The organism is uncultured Rhodoblastus sp., assembly GCF_903903185.1.
In the GTDB taxonomy this organism is placed as follows: Bacteria; Pseudomonadota; Alphaproteobacteria; order Rhizobiales; family Beijerinckiaceae; genus Rhodoblastus.
Window position 1 is genome coordinate 48,882 of the sequence record NZ_CAIUXT010000136.1, and the last position, 18,647, is coordinate 67,528.

16 protein-coding genes are annotated in these 18,647 nt (G+C 62.6%); 6 read left to right on the top strand and 10 right to left on the bottom strand.

Going from position 1 to position 18,647, the window contains the following annotated elements; all coding sequences use genetic code 11:
- Nucleotides 1–16: 16 nt before the first annotated feature.
- Together QZY01_RS12575 and QZY01_RS12580 are read right to left on the bottom strand one after the other, a co-directional pair.
- A complete protein-coding gene (locus QZY01_RS12575; RefSeq protein WP_294537619.1) occupies nt 17–457 on the bottom strand; it encodes a hypothetical protein in 441 nt (146 codons plus the stop codon).
- 193 nt (nt 458–650) lie between these two features.
- Nucleotides 651–1,148 carry a hypothetical protein gene (locus QZY01_RS12580; protein ID WP_294537621.1) on the bottom strand — a complete coding sequence of 166 codons (498 nt, stop codon included), beginning with the start codon at nt 1,146–1,148 and terminating at the stop codon, nt 651–653.
- Nucleotides 1,149–1,253: 105 nt separating this feature from the next.
- Between QZY01_RS12580 and QZY01_RS12585 the strand changes: the two genes are divergently transcribed.
- Nucleotides 1,254–1,856, top strand: coding sequence for a hypothetical protein (locus tag QZY01_RS12585; RefSeq protein ID WP_294537622.1), 603 nt, complete (start codon nt 1,254–1,256; stop codon nt 1,854–1,856).
- Between the two features lie 19 nt (nt 1,857–1,875).
- Here the strand turns inward: QZY01_RS12585 and ssb are convergent, their stop codons facing one another.
- Entirely contained in the window at nt 1,876–2,382 is a 507-nt protein-coding gene (ssb, locus tag QZY01_RS12590) for a single-stranded DNA-binding protein (RefSeq protein ID WP_294537624.1), read from the bottom strand.
- A gap of 478 nt (nt 2,383–2,860) precedes the next feature.
- Between ssb and uvrA the strand changes: the two genes are divergently transcribed.
- Complete coding sequence (uvrA, locus tag QZY01_RS12595) at nt 2,861–5,899, top strand: excinuclease ABC subunit UvrA (RefSeq protein ID WP_294537625.1); 3,039 nt, start codon at nt 2,861–2,863, stop codon at nt 5,897–5,899.
- A 413-nt stretch (nt 5,900–6,312) separates the two neighbouring features.
- On the opposite strand, the gene QZY01_RS12600 is transcribed toward uvrA, so the two are convergent.
- The 6 genes from QZY01_RS12600 to yajC all read right to left on the bottom strand — a co-directional run bounded on the left by QZY01_RS12600 (nt 6,313) and on the right by yajC (nt 11,561).
- Nucleotides 6,313–7,011 (bottom strand): hypothetical protein, encoded by a 699-nt coding sequence (locus QZY01_RS12600; protein ID WP_294537627.1) that lies wholly within the window; start codon nt 7,009–7,011, stop codon nt 6,313–6,315.
- Nucleotides 6,986–8,083, bottom strand: coding sequence for a hypothetical protein (locus QZY01_RS12605; RefSeq protein WP_294537631.1), 1,098 nt, complete (start codon nt 8,081–8,083; stop codon nt 6,986–6,988). Before QZY01_RS12605 ends, QZY01_RS12600 begins: the two co-directional genes overlap by 26 nt.
- Nucleotides 8,084–8,240: 157 nt before the next feature.
- Nucleotides 8,241–8,627 (bottom strand): Mth938-like domain-containing protein, encoded by a 387-nt coding sequence (locus tag QZY01_RS12610; protein WP_294537634.1) that lies wholly within the window; start codon nt 8,625–8,627, stop codon nt 8,241–8,243.
- A 1-nt stretch (nt 8,628) separates the two neighbouring features.
- A complete protein-coding gene (gene secF / locus QZY01_RS12615) occupies nt 8,629–9,594 on the bottom strand; it encodes a protein translocase subunit SecF (protein WP_294537636.1) in 966 nt (321 codons plus the stop codon).
- A 15-nt stretch (nt 9,595–9,609) separates the two neighbouring features.
- Entirely contained in the window at nt 9,610–11,190 is a 1,581-nt protein-coding gene (gene secD, locus QZY01_RS12620) for a protein translocase subunit SecD (protein ID WP_294537638.1), read from the bottom strand.
- Nucleotides 11,191–11,222: 32 nt separating this feature from the next.
- Nucleotides 11,223–11,561, bottom strand: coding sequence for a preprotein translocase subunit YajC (yajC, locus tag QZY01_RS12625; protein ID WP_294537640.1), 339 nt, complete (start codon nt 11,559–11,561; stop codon nt 11,223–11,225).
- A 166-nt stretch (nt 11,562–11,727) separates the two neighbouring features.
- On the opposite strand from yajC, the gene QZY01_RS12630 reads away from it, so the two are divergent.
- On the top strand, nt 11,728–12,609 hold the full coding sequence (locus QZY01_RS12630) for an ATP-binding protein (protein ID WP_294537642.1): 882 nt from the start codon (nt 11,728–11,730) through the stop codon (nt 12,607–12,609).
- Between the two features lie 163 nt (nt 12,610–12,772).
- Nucleotides 12,773–13,477 carry a transcriptional repressor LexA gene (gene lexA / locus QZY01_RS12635; RefSeq protein WP_294537644.1) on the top strand — a complete coding sequence of 235 codons (705 nt, stop codon included), beginning with the start codon at nt 12,773–12,775 and terminating at the stop codon, nt 13,475–13,477.
- Between the two features lie 56 nt (nt 13,478–13,533).
- Here the strand turns inward: lexA and QZY01_RS12640 are convergent, their stop codons facing one another.
- Nucleotides 13,534–15,816: a ComEC/Rec2 family competence protein gene (locus tag QZY01_RS12640; RefSeq protein WP_294537645.1), complete on the bottom strand. Its 2,283-nt coding sequence runs from the start codon at nt 15,814–15,816 to the stop codon at nt 13,534–13,536.
- A 95-nt stretch (nt 15,817–15,911) separates the two neighbouring features.
- Between QZY01_RS12640 and gltX the strand changes: the two genes are divergently transcribed.
- Together gltX and gltA are read left to right on the top strand one after the other, a co-directional pair.
- Nucleotides 15,912–17,348, top strand: coding sequence for a glutamate--tRNA ligase (gltX, locus tag QZY01_RS12645; protein ID WP_294537647.1), 1,437 nt, complete (start codon nt 15,912–15,914; stop codon nt 17,346–17,348).
- A 267-nt stretch (nt 17,349–17,615) separates the two neighbouring features.
- Nucleotides 17,616–18,647: citrate synthase (gene gltA, locus QZY01_RS12650; protein WP_294537649.1), on the top strand; the 1,032-nt coding region annotated here is incomplete at its 3' end.

The following is an 18,647-nucleotide window of genomic DNA, read 5'->3' on the forward strand; positions in this document are numbered from 1 at the left end:
GATCTGTTCGCGGAAATTATCGCAGCGACAGTTGCAGCCCGCTCAGATCGATCGAAAACATGAAGCCGATCTGCCTGCCCTGAAGTTTCAAGTCGACGCCGTTGGAGTTTTGCAGCTGCGCGACGCGGCCGCCGCCGGCCAGGGCCAGGCCGGCGCCCGCCGCGGTATAAACTCCGGTTATGTCGCGGATGGTGCGAAGATTATGGGCGGTTCCAACCAGTTGCGCCTTGGAGGCGCCAATCGTCGCGCCAAGGCTGACGCCGCCGATATTGACCGGATAGGTCTTGCCGCGGAAGGTGACCGTACCCCGGCCGCCCGACGCGCCGACGATGAATCCGGCCTTGTAAATGGTCAGATTGACGCGGGCGTTCTCGGCCAGAGCGGCGGCGGAGGTCATCGCCACGCCGGCGAGCGCCAGAGACGCGGCCAGAGCCGCCGAGCGCAGAATTCTGTTCATGAAAATCTCCTGTGATGGGTCGTCGATTGAGGCTGGCGAAAGGTTGGAATGCGCGATTTGGGCGGGGGGCCCGCGCCTGCGGTCGATCCAGCCGTTGAGACGGCGAGGCTTTGGACCATGCGCGGTAACGGCGGGATGTTAGCTCCGGCGAAACGATTCGGCCAGAGCCCGTCGCCTGCAAAATGGGGCCGCCTCAGTCGGAGCAGTCGCAGGACGGTCCGCTGACATGCTGGGTCAGGACGAAAAACTCGACACGCCGGTTCCGGCGCATGTCGGCCTCGTTTTGCGGATTGAGCACGAGGCGATGGGCCGACCCCATGCCGAAGGCCTCAAGGCGCAACATATATAGCACCGATCGGGCGCCGGCCTTTCGGACCAGTTCCGCCTCGAACAGCTTCTTGCCCGATTGCGCGCGCTTGACGCTGACGTCCATCTCGAAAGCCGCCCGCTGCGGCGGATTTACGCGCAGCGCGACATCGGCGTGACCGAGAACCACTACGGCGCGCGCCGCCGGATGCCTCGAAAGGCTTGCGAAAACCTGCCCCGCCAGATCGCGGATCTGCGCCGTCTGCTGCGCCGACAGGCCGGCGACCTCAGTCGCATATTCCGGAAAGTCGGACACGATGCAGTCGGGCCTGCGGGTTGCGACATAAGCGGCGCTGAGATTGCGCAGGATCGGCAGCGACAGCATCGAAAGGCCCGTGTCAAAACCCGGCTATGGAGCTTTCAAAGCTCGGACTTTTCTGCCAGATTGTCAATCGACGCTGGAAGCCTCGCCCTTTAGCAGAGACGCCCGATGGCCAACGTGACGATCCACATCGCCGACGTTTTCGAACTGACGAAAATCGGATCCTTCGCCAAGGATCTCACAACTCGGGTGAAGGCGCTTTTCGACGATTGCATCGCCTTTGCCAACAAAAGCGTCAAGCAAGGCGACCCGCCGCACACGTCGAATATCGTCATCGCCACTGCCGCCAAACCCGCGCCCGGCAAGCTGGACTTTCTGGTCTATCTGCTGCCGATCGAATTTCACTCGATCGCCGGCGCGCCGACCAAGGACAACCTTCTCGCCGACCATTGGGGATTTACCAAACTCGAACAAGGCGGAGCGGCGGCCAAGTGCGAGATCATCGCCAAGCTCACCCAGGGCGACGTGATCGGGTCGCTCGTGATCCACGAAATGCTGCATTACAAGACCGCGAAGGGCAATAACGCGCTGCACCCAACCGGAGGCCTCGGCGCCGCGACAGTCGACGCGGCTTCGCAGCTCAACGACGCCAACCGGCGCGACATTGCCGCCAACCTGAAAAAAGAAATCACGCCCTGGCTCGACGGATGGGATATTTGCGCCGGAGCGAAGGCGCGCCGCGATGGCGGCGATCCCTTGTGGAATCTCTAGAGTTTTCCTTCGAATCCGTTCAGAATGGAATATCGTCGTCGATTGTGTCCGAGGCCCTTCCGCCGCCGGCGCCTTCGTTGCGCTCCGAGGGTCCGCGCTCCAGTGGCGATTGCCGGCCAAAGGAACCGCCGCCCGACGAGGCGCCGCCGAAGCCGGCGTCGTCGCCGCGCGCGCCGCGCCCGTCGAGCAGCACCAACTCGCCGCGGAATTTGGTCAGCACGACGTCGGTGGCTTTGCGCTGGTGGCCTTCCTTGTCGGTGAATTCGCGCGTCTGCAATTGCCCCTCGATATAGACCTTGGCGCCCTTCTTGAGGTATTGCTCCGCGACTTTCCCCAAATTCTCGTTGAAAATCGAAATATTATGCCATTCGGTGCGTTCCTTGCGCTCGCCGGTGGCCTTGTCGCGCCAGCTGTCGGTGGTGGCGACCGAAAAGGACACCACCGCGTCGCCCGATGGGAAACGCCGGACCTCCGGATCGCGGCCGAGATTGCCGATCAAAATGACTTTATTGACGCTTCCCGCCATGGTTTCCTCGCTACCTGTCCGTTTCGCGGCCTCAAGGCCATTCGCCGTATGCCGATTGGGCGCTTGCCCATTGGACGAACCGGCCATGAACCGCCCTCGTCCTTCGAGACGCGCCTAGCGGCGCTCCTCAGGATGGGGGCTACTCGACTGATTTCATTTATCCTCTCATGTCAGGAAGCGATGCGAAGCATCGCGTCTCCAAGTACGAGGGGATCAACGCGCGATCTTTCAGCGCCTGCGGGCGCATCCTATACGCCCGCGAAACCGGCCGCGCGTCCTTATCCGTCCTTATCCACAGCGTCGCGGGCCCGATCCCCGGCGCCGAGGATGTTCTATTTATGTTCTAGCTTATCGGCGCGAATCGTGCAAGCCTGCGAAAGGTGGAAATTTTGGCCGCTGACGTTAAATACAGGCGGACGTCGCCCCCGCCGGACCGGCCGCGCGCTTTTGGCGGCCCCGCGTTTTTTGGAATGTGACCATGGATTCAGCCAAGCCCGTAGCCAAAAAGAATCCCCCCAAAAAGCCCGCGCCGAAGAAATCCCTGTTGAAAAAGCCCGCCAAAGGCCCCTCCCCGCAAAAGCCGGCGCAAAGCGCCGAAACCTCCGAACAGGCGGCGTTTCGCATCGGCGAGGGCCGTGTGATTTCGCTGCGCGGCGCCCGGGAACATAATCTCAAGAATGTCGATCTCACCATTCCGCGCGACAAGCTGGTGGTGTTCACAGGCCTGTCCGGCTCGGGCAAATCCTCGCTCGCCTTCGACACCATTTATGCCGAGGGCCAGCGGCGCTATGTCGAGAGCCTGTCCGCCTATGCGCGGCAGTTTCTCGAAATGATGCAAAAGCCCGACGTCGATCATATCGACGGCCTGTCGCCGGCCATTTCGATCGAACAGAAGACCACGTCGAAAAACCCGCGCTCGACCGTCGGCACCGTCACCGAAATCAACGATTACATGCGCCTGCTCTGGGCGCGCGTCGGCATTCCCTATTCGCCCGCCACCGGCCTGCCGATCGAGAGCCAGACGGTGAGCCAGATGGTCGATCGGGTGCTGGCCCTGCCCGAGCGCACGCGGCTGTTTCTGCTCGCCCCGGTGGTGCGCGGCCGAAAGGGCGAATATCGCAAGGAAATCGCGGAATTTCTCAAGCGCGGCTTCCAGCGGCTGAAGATCGACGGCCAGTTCTGCGACATCGCCGAGGCGCCGGCGCTCGACAAGAAGCTCAAGCATGACATCGAGGTGGTGGTCGACCGCATCGTCGTGCGCGCCGATATTTCGGCGCGTCTCGCGGAGAGTTTCGAGACCGCGCTCGATCTCGCCGATGGCTTGGCCATCGTCGAATTCGCCGAAGGCGTCCGGGATGGCGATGGCGAAAAAACGGCTTCGCCCGAGCGCATCGTTTTTTCGTCGAAATTCTCCTGCCCGGTCTCCGGGTTTTCGATTTCGGAAATCGAACCGCGGCTGTTTTCGTTCAATAATCCCCATGGCGCCTGCCCGAAATGCGGCGGCATCGGCTTCGAGCAGAAGGTCGATCCCGAATTGATCGTCCCCAATCCCGAACTGACCCTGCGCAAGGGCGCCATCGCGCCCTGGGCCAAGTCGCCCTCGCCCTATTATGCGCAGACGCTCGAAGCGCTTGGCAAGGTCTTCAAGTTCCGCATGGAGGACCGCTGGTCGGCGCTTTCCGCCGAGGCGCACAAAGCCATTTTCTATGGTTCCGGCGACCGGGACGTGCTGTTCACCTATGCCGACGGGACCCGCGCCTATGAGGTGAGAAAGCCGTTCGAGGGGGTGATCCGCAATCTGGAGCGGCGTTATATCGAGACCGAAAGCGATTGGGCGCGCGAGGAAATCTCGCGCTACATGTCGGCCAGCCCCTGCGCCGCCTGCAAGGGCTTTCGCCTCAAGCCCGAGGCGCTGGCGGTCAAGATCGACTTTTCCCATATCGGCCAAATTTCCGAACTCTCGGTGCGCGAGGCGCAACAATGGTTCGTCGCCCTGCCGCAAAAGCTCGACGCCAAGCGCAACGAGATCTCGGCGCGCATTTTACGCGAGATCGACGAGAGACTGCGGTTTCTCGTCGATGTCGGGCTCGACTATCTGACGCTGGCGCGCGGTTCGGGGACCCTGTCGGGCGGCGAAAGCCAGCGCATCCGCCTCGCCTCGCAGATCGGCTCGGGCCTGACCGGGGTTTTGTATGTGCTCGACGAACCCTCCATCGGCCTGCACCAGCGCGATAATTTCCGCCTGCTCGAAACCTTGCGGCGGCTGCGCGACCTCGGCAATTCGGTGATCGTCGTCGAGCATGACGAGGACGCCATCCTGACCGCCGATTATGTCGTCGATGTCGGCCCCGGGGCCGGCGTCCATGGCGGCGAAATCGTCGCGCAGGGAACCCCGGCCGACATCATGGCCAATGAAAATTCGCTGACCGGGGCCTATCTGACCGGCCGTCTCGCCGTAGCCGCGCCGAAAAAACGCCGGAAACCCGACCCCCGCCGCATGTTGAAGCTGACGGGCGCGCGCGGCAACAATCTGCGCAACGTCACGGCGAACTTGCCGCTCGGCCTGTTCACCTGCATCACCGGCGTTTCGGGCGGCGGCAAATCGACGCTGGTGGTCGATACGCTCTACAAGGCGGTGGCGCGGCGCCTCAATGGCGCGCTGGAGCATCCGGCGCCTTTCGACACGCTCGAAGGGCTGGAGCATATCGACAAGGTCATCGACATCGACCAGTCGCCGATCGGCCGCACACCGCGCTCCAATCCCGCCACCTATGTCGGCGCCTTCACGCCGATCCGCGACTGGTTCGCTGGCCTGCCGGAGGCCAAGGCGCGCGGTTACGGGCCGGGACGCTTCTCCTTCAACGTCAAGGGCGGACGTTGCGAAGCCTGCCAGGGCGACGGCGTGATCAAGATCGAAATGCATTTTCTGCCCGACGTCTATGTCACCTGCGACGTCTGCAAGGGCCGGCGCTATGACCGCGAAACGCTGGAAGTGCGCTATCGCGACCGCAGCATCGCCGATGTGCTCGACATGACGGTCGAAGAGGCCGCCGACCTGTTCAAGGCGGTGCCGTCGATCCGCGACAAGATGCAGACGCTTTCGCGCGTCGGTCTGGGTTATGTAAAAGTCGGCCAGCAGGCCACGACCCTTTCCGGCGGCGAAGCCCAGCGCGTCAAATTGTCGAAGGAATTGTCGCGGCGCTCGACGGGGCGCACGCTCTATATTCTCGACGAACCGACTACCGGCTTGCATTTCCACGACGTGAAAAAGCTTCTTGAAGTGCTGCATGAACTGGTCGATCAGGGCAACAGCGTGGTGGTGATCGAGCATAATCTCGAAGTGGTGAAGACGGCGGACTGGGTGATCGACATGGGGCCGGAAGGCGGCGACGGCGGCGGAACCATTGTCGCCGAAGGACCTCCGGAGGCCATCGTGCGCGAACCCGCTTCCTATACAGGACAGTTTTTGAAGGAGGTTCTGCTGCGCCGGCCCGGGTCAAGGGAAGCGGCGGCCTGAGGCCTATGCTGCTTTGCAAAAATCGCAATGCTGCTTTGCAAAATTTTTGGGTTCCGTCCTGATCCAGGGGCGATCATAGTTCGTTAATCGTTTATAGAGGCGCCGTAAGGTTTGGCCGTTCCTTCCGAGGTCAACGTACGGGCGTGTTAATCGCTCGTACGCCTCAGCGCCCGCCGGCCCCTCCCCCCGGCGGGCGCTATTTAGCATGATCCCTTCTCCCCTTGTGGGAGGTGATGCGACGCGGCGGATGACTTTCGGCAGCCACGGCGCGAGGAAGGGCGGGGACTGGATACTCATGGCGCGTTGCGGTTTTCCTTTTTGGCGACTTTGATCGGGTCGTGATTCGTTTCCTGTCCCCGACTTCCGGGATGGATTGGCGCGCACAGAATTTCCTCTACTCTAAAGATCAGGCGTCAACGCGCATTGTTGTCAAGTACGGATTGGAAGAATTGGTCAACCAGAGTCCCGTCGTCCCCGTGCGCGCCAAAAGAACTCATCCAGCCGCTTTGCCCAGCATGGACGCCGTCGAGAATTGTCACGTGCAGATCCCGTTCATGGTCTTTAGACGGGTCGTAGCTGATGACGCTTGCCGAGCAGCGCTCTCCTAAATCCAACCCTGTCGCAGCATCAATCGAACCTATTCTTGCCGTCGGGAACAACCGTAGTGTATCGTTCCCGATTTTTTTGAAATTAACGATTGTTCCTTTTGGCACCAGCGGGTGGAGGCTAAGTAATAGAATATATCCTACAAAATTTTTTGTTGGAATATGTACCTTCGCAATCGGAAGCCCCATTGCACCCTTGTTGTCTTCAACAGGATTATAAGTGATGACTTCTATAACAACAGGCAAATCGTGCTGAAAGGTCTGGCATCCGGGCGGATGCTCGTATTTAAGCCAATCCCGGTACCGGTCCGCAGTGTCGCATACGGTCGCCGTATTGACGCCCCCTCCATCATCACCAAGAAATGCTTTGGTTCCAGGTGCGGGCTGTTTCCATACTGGAGCAGCTTTCTCGGAGCCGCTTGCGATTGCGGTAAAGGTTATAGTTGCTGCGATTGCGCCAACCCAAAGCCACCGTCCGGCGCTAGTAGTCATCGTCAGCGAAGCCATCGATTTGAGTTCCGTTCGGATTCTGAGCGCAAAAAAACTTTGCGTGCCAATACGTCAAACGATGTGTCGCTCGCGGGTTCAAATACAACCATGAAGGCATAGCATATTTGATGCTTGAGTCCGCATCTTTTGGCCAAACGTTAACAAAAAAAATCGCCGATAAGAGACGCGAGGCATCGCCAATGGTCACATCGGCTGGGACCTTTTTAGCAATGGAAGTAAGAGGCGTTGAGTCGTGGGAAAATTGCATGAAGGCGCGGCGAGCAAGCGAGCGAGTAAAAGCGGTATCAATCCCGGCGAAATCGTTGTAAATTGAAAGGTAGTTGAACCAAGGATGCACCACCAATATTAGTATAAACGGATTATTTCGGGTGAATTGCTTAGCGTCGCGAAAGGGGTAGTGAACGTTCGCTTTTGCGAGGCGATATGGCTCAACGTTGCGACCAATGATCGTCACAGGTTTCACGGAATCCAGTCGGATCACCATCGGACCTTTCCTCACCATGCCTTTCTGTCTGAGTTCATTGGCAATATCCGGCGCCGTTTCGATCAGATCACTAAATATATCAAAGGATAGGTCCCACGACTCCTCGATAAGAACCTGCTCGTCGGGAATTTCTTTTTCTAATCGTTCCTTCAAACGTTGAGCCAATCTCCCGTTGGAGCCAAAAGCTTTGATGTCAAAATACATGCTGCCAAATTCGATCCGACCGTCGAGGGTCGATCCCTCGGTGGCCAAAACGTCGCTTGAGGTCATGGCGACTTCCGTTGTGAACTTCAGAGGACACTGGGCCAGCCAATCATACGCAGCGAGTTCTGCAAAAGCGCCATATGTATCTCGTGAGATCAGGCGGCGAATTAAATTTCGGGCATTAGATTTCGACGTGGAGTTGCTCTTTAGCAAATCTCCGATCGCTCGGGCAATCAGGCGACAATGAGCGTCACAGTTGGCGAGAGAAAACGCGTCGGCATCCAGGGCAGCATCCGGGATGTCTGAAGCAAGTTTCATGTCGGCGATTGCGGCGCTTCCCGCAGCAAGTTTTTTGATCCATTCATGCTTCTTAGTATTCACGATGATCGGAGCCTCGAAATCGTCTAGCTAAAACCGTCCCGGAAGTCGGGGACTGAAAACGAATTGCGACGCAGCGACGGGCCGACGCGACAAGAATGGATGCCGCGCAATTCGTATCCAGTCCCCGAGTACCTCGCATTGTAGCTATGGCGCGCCATCACGCCGCGATCAGCACCGCGCCGACCGGGCGCTTTTCCCCCAGCAGGATATTATAGGTCTGGCAGGCGGCGGCGGTGCTCATCGGGTCGCAGCCGATGCCGAGCGCCCGCAGACGCTGGCGCAGAGCCGGCGGAACCGGCAGCAGCATTGCGCCGCATCCAAACAGCAATAAATCGACGCTGCCGCGCGGCAAGGCGAACAAAGGCGCGAGCGACGCCTCGTCCACTGCTGCGAAAGTTTCGGGCGCATAGGCGTGGATGCCGTCCGGCAGCGCCAGCAGCGAGCCGCGATGGGTCATGCCGGCGAACTGGAAGCCGCCGGCGGCGATGCCGTCGATCGGGTGAAGGCCAGGGGTAAAGCCCTCGTATCTGCGCCCTTCCGCCAATTCAGGCGCCCGAAAGCGGCCGCGCGCCGGATTTGCCGCCCAGCCCCGTGACTTCGTCGGAGGCGGCGCGGTTTTCATTGCGCAGGCCGAGATAGATCAAGGTCGGCGAGCAGATGAAAATCGAGGAATAAGTGGCGACGAATATGCCCCACATCATCGCCAGCGAGAACGAGCGGATCACCTGACCGCCAAAGATCACCAGCGACAGCAGCGCCAGGAAAACCGTGGTCGCGGTCATCAGGGTGCGCGGCAGCACGGCGTTGATCGACGTATCGATGAGCTGATCGGTCGGCATTTTCTTGAACTTGCGCATATTTTCGCGGATGCGGTCGAGCACCACCACGGTTTCGTTGAGCGAATAGCCGACGATGGTCAGGATCGCCGCGATCGACGTGGTGTTGAACTCCAATTGGGTGATCGAGAAAAAGCCGACCGTCAGCAGCAAATCGTGCATCGTGGCGATGATCGCGCCAATGGCGAATTGCCATTCGAAGCGGAACCACAGATAGGCCAGCACCGCCAGAATCGACAGCACCACGCCGAGCGTGCCGGACTGCACCAGTTCGTTGGAGACGCGCGGGCCGACCACTTCGACGCGGCGGAAATCGTAGGACTCGCCGAGCGCCTTGCGGACCTTTTCCACCGCCGCCTGCTGCGCCACGTCGCCGCCCGGCTGCATGCCGAAGCGGATCGAGGCGTCGGCCTGCGAGCCAAAGCCCTGCACTTCGAGATCGCCGAGCCCGAGGTGGTCGGACAGGTCGCGGATGTAGGAGAGATCGGCGATGCCGGATTTCGCCTGCACTTCGAGCAGCGTGCCGCCGGAAAAATCGATGCCGAAATTCATGCCCACGGTCAGGAAAAGGATCACCGAAACGATCGAGAGCACCGCCGAAAACGGATAGGACACGCGCCGGAAGCGCATGAACGGGAACTTGGTGTTTTCGGGCGCCAGGCGCAAAAGCTTCATGGCAAAAGGTCCTGATCAGATCGGAAGCTTGGTCGGGCGGGCGTAGCGATACCAAAGGGCGATCATCATCCGCGTCATGGTGACGGCGGTGACGATGGTGGTCAGAATGCCGAGCGCCAGCGACACGGCGAAGCCGCGCACCGGACCGGCGCCGAGAAAGTAGAGAATCGCCGCCACCACGAACATCGTCACGTTGGAATCGACGATTGTTGCGAAGGCGCGGTTGAAGCCCGCGTCGAGCGCCGAAACAATCGAGCGGCCGGCATGGGATTCCTCGCGGATGCGCTCGTAGATCAACACGTTGGAATCCACCGCCATGCCGATGGTCAGCACGATTCCGGCGATGCCGGGCAGGGTCAGGGTGGCGCGCAGCAGCACCAGCGCGGCGAAGATGAACGAAATATGGATCAGCAGCGCGACATTGGCGAAGATTCCAAACACGCCATAGGTCATCAGCATATAGGCGACCACCAGCGCCGCCGCCCAATAGGCCGCCTTCTTGCCGGCGTCGATCGAATCCTGGCCTAGGCCGGGGCCGACGGTGCGCTCCTCGACAATGGTCAGCTTGGCCGGCAGCGCGCCGGCGCGCAGCAGGATGGCGAGATTATTGGCCTGTTCGACGGTGAAGCGGCCGGAAATCTGGCCCGAGCCGCCGGTGATCGGCCCGAGGATGCGCGGCGCCGAAATCACCTTGTTGTCGAGCACGATGGCGAAGGGCCGCCCGACATTGGCCGAGGTCGCCTGCCCGAATTGCTGGCCGCCGCGAATGTTGAAGCGGAAATTGACCACCGGCTCGCCATTGCGCGAATCGAACCCCGGCGTGGCGTCGGTCAGATCCTCGCCCTGCACCATCACCTGTTTTTCGACCGGCAATCTGCCGGGCTGGTCGGTCTGCTCCAGCTGGTCGACATCGCCCGGATTGGCGCCGGGGTCGGCGACGAGGCGGAACTCCAGCTTGGCCGTGGTGCCGACGATTTCCTTGAGCCGGTTGGTGTCTTGCAGGCCAGGCACTTCGACCAGCACGCGGTCGGCGCCCTGGCGCTGGATGTTCGGCTCGGTGGTGCCGAGGCCGTTGACGCGCCGGTTGAGTACTTCGATGGTCTGTTCGACCGCGCGCTTGACCTTGTTGTCGATGGCGGCGTCGGAAATGTTGAGCTTCAGCAGCCCGTCCTCGCCCTCGACGATGTCGAGCCCCGAACCGGGGCCGGCGCTGGAAAGCGGCACCAGCGCGGCGAGTTTGGGCAGGACGCGGGCGCGGTCGGCGGCGTCGGGAATGCGCACCTGCACGCCGCGCGCGTTGATGCCGATGCCGCCGGAAATGCCGATCTTTTCCTCGCGCAGCAGCCGGCGCAGATCGTCGCGCAGATTGCCGACCATGCTGCGGATCACGTCGGCGCGATCCACCTCATAGAGCAGATGCGCGCCGCCCTGCAGATCGAGGCCGAGCACGATGCCATTGGGCGGCAGCCAGGACGGCAGATGGGCGGCGAGCGCGGCGCGGTTCTGCGGCCCGATCATGCTGGGAAGGCAGATCAGGAACGCAATCAGCGACGCGGCCAGCGTGAAGGCGATTTTCCAGGGAGCGAAGCGCAGCATTGTTTGCGGCTATTCCATTGTTCTTGGCCAGTTCAGGCGGGATCCTTGACCGGTTCGCCCTTGGCGCGCACATCGGCAATGGCCGCCCGGCTCTGGCGCACGCGGACATTGGGGGCGATCTCGATCTCGATCTCGGAATCGTCGATGGTCTTGGTGACCTTGCCGATCAGCCCGCCATTGGTCACCACCGTGTCGCCGCGACGCAGATTGGAGATCAATTCCTGATGCGCCTTGGCGCGCTGCTGCTGCGGCCGCAGGATCAGAAAATACATGATCAGCAGAATGATGCCGAAGGGCGCCATCTGGATCAGCACGTCGGCGCCGGCGGAGGCGCCCGCCGTCTGCGCATAGGCAGGAGAAATCAAAAACATGTCGCGCTTTCCGCTTTGGGCGCTCGAGGGCTGCGCCGGGAACCGAATTTTTGGCGGACTATAGCGGCTCAAAAGCCGAAAGCAATAACGCCAAGCGCTCCAAGGCTTGAGTCTTTTGCCGCCGCCGCCTAATGGGGTCGCCATCAGGCCCCTCCGGACGCCCCGCATGACCTCGCCCGCCTCTCAAAATACGAATGATTTGCTCGCCCGCATCGCGCAGGCGCTGGAGCGGCTGAGCCCGCCGCCGCCGCAAAAGCCGGATTTTGCCGGCGCCGACGCTTTCGTCTGGCGCGCCGAAACCCAAACACTGGCGCCGGTGCAAAAAGTCAGCCGCGTCGAAATCGGCCTTTTGCGCGGCGTCGATTTTCTGCGCGATCAATTGCTTGGCAATACCGAGCGTTTCGCGCGCGGCCTGCCGGCCAATAATGTGCTGCTGTGGGGCGCGCGCGGCATGGGCAAGTCCTCGCTGGTCAAGGCCGCCCATGCCGACGTCAACGCGAGGCTTGCCGGCGAACCCGGATTCGCCGGCCTCAAACTGATCGAGATCCACCGCGAGGACATCGAGTCCCTGCCCGCGCTGATGGGTTTTTTGCGCGACGCTCCGTTTTCCTTCCTCGTGTTCTGTGACGATCTGTCGTTCGATGGCGGCGACGCCTCCTATAAATCGCTCAAGGCGGCGCTGGAGGGCGGCGTCGAGGGCCGACCAGGCAATGTGCTGTTCTACGCGACGTCCAACCGCCGCCACCTGCTGCCGCGCGACATGATGGACAACGAGCGCTCGACCGCGATCAATCCCGGCGAGGCGGTGGAGGAAAAAGTCTCGCTCTCGGACCGCTTCGGCCTGTGGCTCGGCTTCCACAAATGCAGCCAGGACGATTATCTCGCCATGGTCTTCGCCTATGCAAAATATTTTGGGCTCGAAGCGCCGGAAGAGCAGATTCGCGCCGAATCGCTCGAATGGGCGATCACGCGCGGCTCCCGTTCGGGTCGCGCCGCCTTCCAGTATATTCAGGACCTCGCCGGAAGACTGGGAAAGAAGCTCGATTAGCCTGCGCCCGGAGCGCGGTTTGCACAGGTCGGGTCGCCAAAATTTCCAATTGCGGAACCAAGCGCGAACGTCTATGTTTTGTTCATGATCTGTCTTTGGTCGATTCTCCGCCTTCGCGGGGATGAGGCGTAGATGGCGCGAAGGGCAAGCAAGAGGCGGTAAAATGCTGACGAAAAAGCAGAGCGAATTATTGCGCTTCATCCACGAGCGCCTCAAGGAGACCGGCGTGCCGCCCTCCTTCGACGAAATGAAGGACGCGCTGGATCTGCGCTCCAAATCGGGCATTCACCGGCTGATCATGGCGCTGGAGGAGCGGGGCTTCATCCGCCGCCTGCCCAATCGCGCCCGCGCGCTCGAAGTGCTTCGGTTGCCGGAATCCTCGACCCCGGCCACGCCGCGTTCGGGACGCTCCGCCTTCGGCGTCATCGAGGGCAATCTCGGCAAGACCCGCGGCGGCGCCAACGGCGACGCGGCCGATTTCTCTCAGCAGGTCGCCATTCCGGTCATGGGACGGATCGCCGCCGGCACGCCGATCTCCGCGTTGCAGACGCGCTCGCATTCGATCTCGCTGCCGCCCGACCTCTTGTCGAGCGGCGAACATTACGCGCTCGAAGTGCGCGGCGATTCGATGATCGAGGCCGGCATCCTCGACGGCGACACCGTCGTCATCAAGAAGCAGGACACGGCGGAATCCGGCGACATCGTGGTCGCCCTGATCGACGAAGAGGAGGCGACGCTGAAGCGCCTGCGCAAACGCGGCGCCTCGATCGCGCTCGAAGCCGCGAATCCCGCCTATGAAACGCGGATTTTCGGTCCCGACCGGGTGAATATCCAGGGCAAGCTGGTGAGTCTGGTGCGCAAGTATTGAAGCGCTTTGACTCCCTCTCCCCGCCTGCGGGGAGAGGGACATCTGGCGCACGACCGTTACTCGGCGATTTCTTCGGAAGCATCGTCGTCGCGCGCCGCAACGGGCGCGCGCGAAACGCCATGCGGCGTCGAAGCGGCAATGACGCGACGACGCGGCGCGGGCGACCAGGGCCGATTTTCGCCGGGCGCCCGGGCGGTCCGCCATTCCACGCCATTCTCGCCGAAAGCCAGCGTCACCGCGCCGGTCTCCGCCAGCCGCGCCCGGTCGAGCAGGATTTTCGGCGCGCAGGATCTTGGGGCGTAAAGCGGCGAGATCACCACCTGCGCGCGTGCGCAATCCTCGTGGAAAGCGGCATAATCGAGCACCAGCGCGGCGGACTCGCCATTGCGCAGTCGCCCGACGCAGCCAAGGGCGTCGCAATGGCCGGCCCGCTCGGCGCCGTTGCGCGGATCGGCGTCGGCGCGCAGCCATTGTTCGGCGGCGAAAGCGTCGTTTTTCTTGCCGAGCAGCGTCAATTGGCCGTCGGCGTCGCGCAGCGCCGCCATGTCGCCGGACGGCGGAACCGCCAGATCGAAGCGCCCGCCGCTCGCCGCGCCGAGCAGGCCGAGCGCCAGCAGCGGCAGGGCGGTCAGCCGCATGAGGGCGGTGCGCCACAGCACGGCGGAAAGCACTGCGAGGGTCAGGCAGACAATCGACCAGGGCGCGAAGGCCGGAAGCGAAATACTGGCGCCGGGCGCCGCGCCGATCCAGCCGGCGATTTTCATGACGATGGCGATTCCGGCGCCGAGATAGGACCAGACCCAAGCGTCGAGCCCGAACGGATATAGCACCGAACCGAGCAAGGCCGCCGGCACGGCGAAAAGCTCGATCATCGCCAGCGTCAGCGGGTTGCCGATCAGCACATAGGGGCTCAACTCGTGAAAATCATAGGCCATGAACGAGGCCGTGGCGGACGTAGCGCAGAAAGTGGCGAACAGCGCGCCAAAAACGCCGTGCCGGCTGCGCTCGGCAAGATCTTGCGCCAGCGCGCGCGCCTCCCGTTCGCGTGGCGCGGCGGTGGGCCCGGCCTGGCCGCCTGGAACAAAGCTGCGCGCGGCGGCGCGCGATTCATAAACCGCCACCAGCGCCGCCACGGCGGCGAAGGACAATTGGAAACTTGCGCCGAGCAGCGCCTCGGGTTGCAGGACGATCACCGCCAAAGCGGCGAAGGCCAGATTGCGCATGGTCAGCGCGGGCCGGTCGGCGAGCACCGAGCCGAGCAAAATCAGGGTCATGAACAGCGCCCGTTCCGAGCCGACGCGCGATCCGGTGAACAGCGCGTAAAGGCAGGCGCCGGCGATGGCCAGGCCGGCGGCCCATTTCTTGATCGGATAGTTGAGCGCCAGCGTCGGCGAAAACGCCATCAGCCGCCGCAGGCCGACGAAGAAAATGCCGGCAACCAAAGTCATCTGCACGCCGGAAATGGTGATGATGTGGAAAATGCCTGCCTTGCGGATGGTTTCCTTCGCCTCCTCGGACAGGAGATCGCGCTTGCCGGTGACCATGGCCGCGCCGATGGCGCCATTATCGCCGCCAATGGCGTCGGCGACCCGCAGCGCCAGCGCATTGCGCGCCCGGTCGACGGCGGCGAAAAAACCGAAGCGCCAGCCGGCGGACTCGGGCGGCGGAACCGCCTGTGGCGGCGTCAGCGTGTTGCCGACCGCGCCGATACGGGCGAAATAGGCGTCGCGCGCGAAATCATAGCCGCCCGGCAGCGAAGGATGGGCGGGCGGCAGCAGCCGCGCCTTGACGACGACGAAATCGCCGGCGGCGAAATTCGGGCGGCCGCGCGAGGTCAGGCGCATGCGAAAAGGCGTCTTGTCCGGCGCGAGCCCCTGCGCTTCGCTGACGCGCAGCAGGAAGCGCGCGCCCTGCGCGCGAAAATCCACCTCCTCGACGAAACCGGCGACTTCGCCGACCAGAACCCGGTCGAGGACCGGCGCATCGACGCGCGCGGCGCGCCACGCCCCGAACGTCTCGCCGGCGCCGAGCGCCGCCAGCGCCGCCAGACAGGCGAAAACCGCGCGCTTTTCGCGCGCCAGCCGGGCCAGGGCGGCGCAGATCAGGGTGAAAGGGCCGACCACCCAGAGCGCCGGTTCGGTCGCCGCGACAAGATAGAAAATCGCCCCCGCGCCCATCGCCGCCGGCAGCCACAGAAAAGGCCGGCGCAGCGCCCATTCCTCCTCGAGCGCCGCTCCCGCGCGCGCCACGAAGGCCCTCAAAAGCGCCCTGAAGGACCAGCCCGCGCCCGCGCCGCCGCGCGAAACCGGGCCGGTCAGTTCCCTTGGCGCGGACGCCATGAACATTTGCCTCTTTTTTTGCCGCCGACGCCCATGCTACACGAGCGCGCCGGCGTGAAAAAGCGATCCGCCCGAAATTCAAGGTTTTTTTGCCGATGACCGACTCCGTAGTGACGCGTTTTGCTCCCTCGCCGACCGGCTATCTGCATATCGGCGGCGCGCGCACGGCGCTGTTCAACTGGCTGCTCGCCCGCCAGAGCGGCGGAAAAATGCTGCTGCGCATCGAGGACACCGACCGCGAACGCTCGACCGATGCGGCGATCGACGCCATCGTCGACGGCATGAAATGGCTCGGCCTCGACTGGGACGGCGAGGTCGTCCATCAGTTTTCGCGCGCCGCGCGCCACCGCGAAGCGGTCGAGGAAATGCTGGCCAAGGGCGCGGCGTACAAATGCTACGCCAGCGCCGCCGAACTCGACGAGATGCGCGAACTGGCGCGCGCGGAAGGCAGGCCGCCGCGCTATGACGGGCGCTGGCGCGACCTCGGCGGATCGGCGCAGGAAGCGGCGGCGATCCTTGAGGGCCGCAAGCCGGTCGTGCGGCTCAAGGCGCCGCGCGACGGCGAGACCGTGATCGACGACAAGGTGCAGGGGAAAGTGACCTTCCCCAACAAGGACCTCGACGATCTCGTGCTGCTGCGCTCCGACGGCAACCCCACCTATATGCTGGCCGTGGTGGTGGACGATCACGACATGGGCGTCACCCAGATTCTGCGCGGCGACGACCATCTGACCAATGCCGCGCGGCAAAGCCATATTTATCGGGCAATGGGCTGGACCCCTCCGGCCTGGGCGCATATTCCGCTGATTCACGGGCAAGACGGCGCCAAAATGTCGAAGCGCCATGGCGCGCTCGGCGTCGACGCCTATCGCGCCATGGGTTTCCTGCCCGAGGCGCTGCGGAACTATCTGGCGCGGCTCGGCTGGAGCCAGGGCGACCGCGAGTTTTTCTCCACCGAGGAGCTGATCGAGGCTTTTTCGCTCGATCAGGTCCATCGCTCGCCGGCCCGCTTCGATTTCGCCAAGCTCGAGAACATGAACGGCCACTTTCTGCGCGCCATGCCCGACGATGCGCTGCTGGCCCAATTCATCGCCTCCCTGCCCTATCTGCCGGGCGGCGCGGAAGCGGCCGCAAAGCTCGACGACGTCAGGAAGGCGCAATTGGCGCGGGCGCTGCCCGGGCTCAAGGAACGCGCCAAGACCCTGATCGAACTGCTCGATGGCGCGCAATTCCTGTTTGCCGCGCGGCCCTTGGCCTATGACGAGCAGGCGAGCCAGATCTTGAGCCCCGAGGGCCGCGCCCATGTCGCCGCTCTGGCGCCCCGGCTCGGGCAATTGCCGGACTGGACGGCGGCGGCGGCCGAGGCGGCCGTTCGCGCCTATGTCGGCGATTCCGGCGCCAAACTCGGGCAGGTCGCCCAGCCGTTGCGGGCCGCCCTGACCGGCCGCTCCACCTCGCCGGGAATTTTCGACGTGCTCGAAACGCTGGGCCGCGAGGAGAGTCTGGGGAGAATCGCCGACGCCTCGACGTGAACGGCCGGCACGCCGTTTGTTTTCCCGCGCGCCGGATATCTGGATGGTTTTTCTGCGGCTTTGGCGCGGACGGTCGAATTTTTCCAAAATGGCGCACCGGAGGCGCCCTTTGGTTTAACGAATCATCGCCTTGAACCGGCGCCAACAATCGGCTACTCAGGTGCAACGCACAAAAGTAGATGCGATTTTCCTGCGATTTGCGGCCCTTCTGGCGCCGGACCGGCGGCGAACCGCTGGTCGGACGCTTCAGCTAAAAGGCGGTTCCTCATGAGTGAAACGGGCAATTTCCTATTCGCCGACAAAACGGTGGACATGCCGATCCGGCATGGCAGCATCGGACCGGCGGTGGCCGATATCGGGAAGCTTTATGCGCAGACCGGCATGTTCACCTACGATCCCGGCTTCACCTCCACCGCCAGTTGCGAATCGAAAATCACCTATATCGACGGCGACGCCGGGGTTCTGCTCTATCGCGGCTATCCGATCGAACAGCTCGCCGAAAACGGGGACTTCCTCGAAACCTGCTATCTGCTGCTTTATGGCGAATTGCCGACCCCGGCGCAAAAGATCGATTTCGACAATCGCATCACGCGCCACACCATGGTGCACGAGCAGATGGCGAGGTTCTACCAGGGCTTCCGCCGCGACGCCCATCCGATGTCGGTCATGGTTGCCACAGTCGGCGCGCTTTCGGCCTTTTATCACGATTCCACCGACATTGCCGATCCGCATCAGCGCGTGATCGCCACCATGCGCATCATCGCCAAAATGCCGACCATGGCGGCCATGGCCTACAAATATTCGATCGGCCAGCCGTTCATCTTCCCCAAAAACTCGCTCGACTATACTTCGAACTTCCTGCGCATGTGCTTTGCCGTCCCCTGCGAGGATTATAACGTCAATCCGGTTCTGGCGCGCGCGCTCGACAAGATCTTCATCCTCCACGCCGATCACGAGCAGAACGCCTCGACCTCGACCGTGCGTCTGGCCGGCTCCTCCGGCGCCAATCCCTTCGCCTGTATCGCCGCCGGCATCGCCTGCCTGTGGGGTCCCGCGCATGGCGGCGCCAATGAAGCGGCGCTGAAAATGCTGTCGGAGATCGGCACGGTCGAGAATATTCCCAAATTCATCGCCAAGGCCAAGGACAAGAACGATCCCTTCCGCCTGATGGGTTTCGGCCATCGCGTCTATAAAAATTACGACCCGCGCGCAAAACTGATGGCGAAGACCGCCCATGACGTGCTGAAAGAACTCGGCATCAAGGACGATCCGCTGCTCGACGTGGCCGTGGAGCTGGAG

Excerpts from the sequence above, each read along its gene's own strand:
- QZY01_RS12575 (WP_294537619.1), bottom strand. The coding sequence starts at position 457 with ATGAACAGAATTCTGCGCTCGGCGGCTCTGGCCGCGTCTCTGGCGCTC.
- QZY01_RS12580 (WP_294537621.1), bottom strand. The coding sequence starts at position 1,148 with ATGCTGTCGCTGCCGATCCTGCGCAATCTCAGCGCCGCTTATGTCGCA.
- QZY01_RS12585 (WP_294537622.1), top strand. The coding sequence starts at position 1,254 with ATGGCCAACGTGACGATCCACATCGCCGACGTTTTCGAACTGACGAAA.
- ssb (WP_294537624.1), bottom strand. The coding sequence starts at position 2,382 with ATGGCGGGAAGCGTCAATAAAGTCATTTTGATCGGCAATCTCGGCCGC.
- uvrA (WP_294537625.1), top strand. The coding sequence starts at position 2,861 with ATGGATTCAGCCAAGCCCGTAGCCAAAAAGAATCCCCCCAAAAAGCCC.
- QZY01_RS12600 (WP_294537627.1), bottom strand. The coding sequence starts at position 7,011 with ATGGCTTCGCTGACGATGACTACTAGCGCCGGACGGTGGCTTTGGGTT.
- secF (WP_294537636.1), bottom strand. The coding sequence starts at position 9,594 with ATGAAGCTTTTGCGCCTGGCGCCCGAAAACACCAAGTTCCCGTTCATG.
- secD (WP_294537638.1), bottom strand. The coding sequence starts at position 11,190 with ATGCTGCGCTTCGCTCCCTGGAAAATCGCCTTCACGCTGGCCGCGTCG.
- yajC (WP_294537640.1), bottom strand. The coding sequence starts at position 11,561 with ATGTTTTTGATTTCTCCTGCCTATGCGCAGACGGCGGGCGCCTCCGCC.
- QZY01_RS12630 (WP_294537642.1), top strand. The coding sequence starts at position 11,728 with ATGACCTCGCCCGCCTCTCAAAATACGAATGATTTGCTCGCCCGCATC.
- lexA (WP_294537644.1), top strand. The coding sequence starts at position 12,773 with ATGCTGACGAAAAAGCAGAGCGAATTATTGCGCTTCATCCACGAGCGC.
- QZY01_RS12640 (WP_294537645.1), bottom strand. The coding sequence starts at position 15,816 with ATGGCGTCCGCGCCAAGGGAACTGACCGGCCCGGTTTCGCGCGGCGGC.
- gltX (WP_294537647.1), top strand. The coding sequence starts at position 15,912 with ATGACCGACTCCGTAGTGACGCGTTTTGCTCCCTCGCCGACCGGCTAT.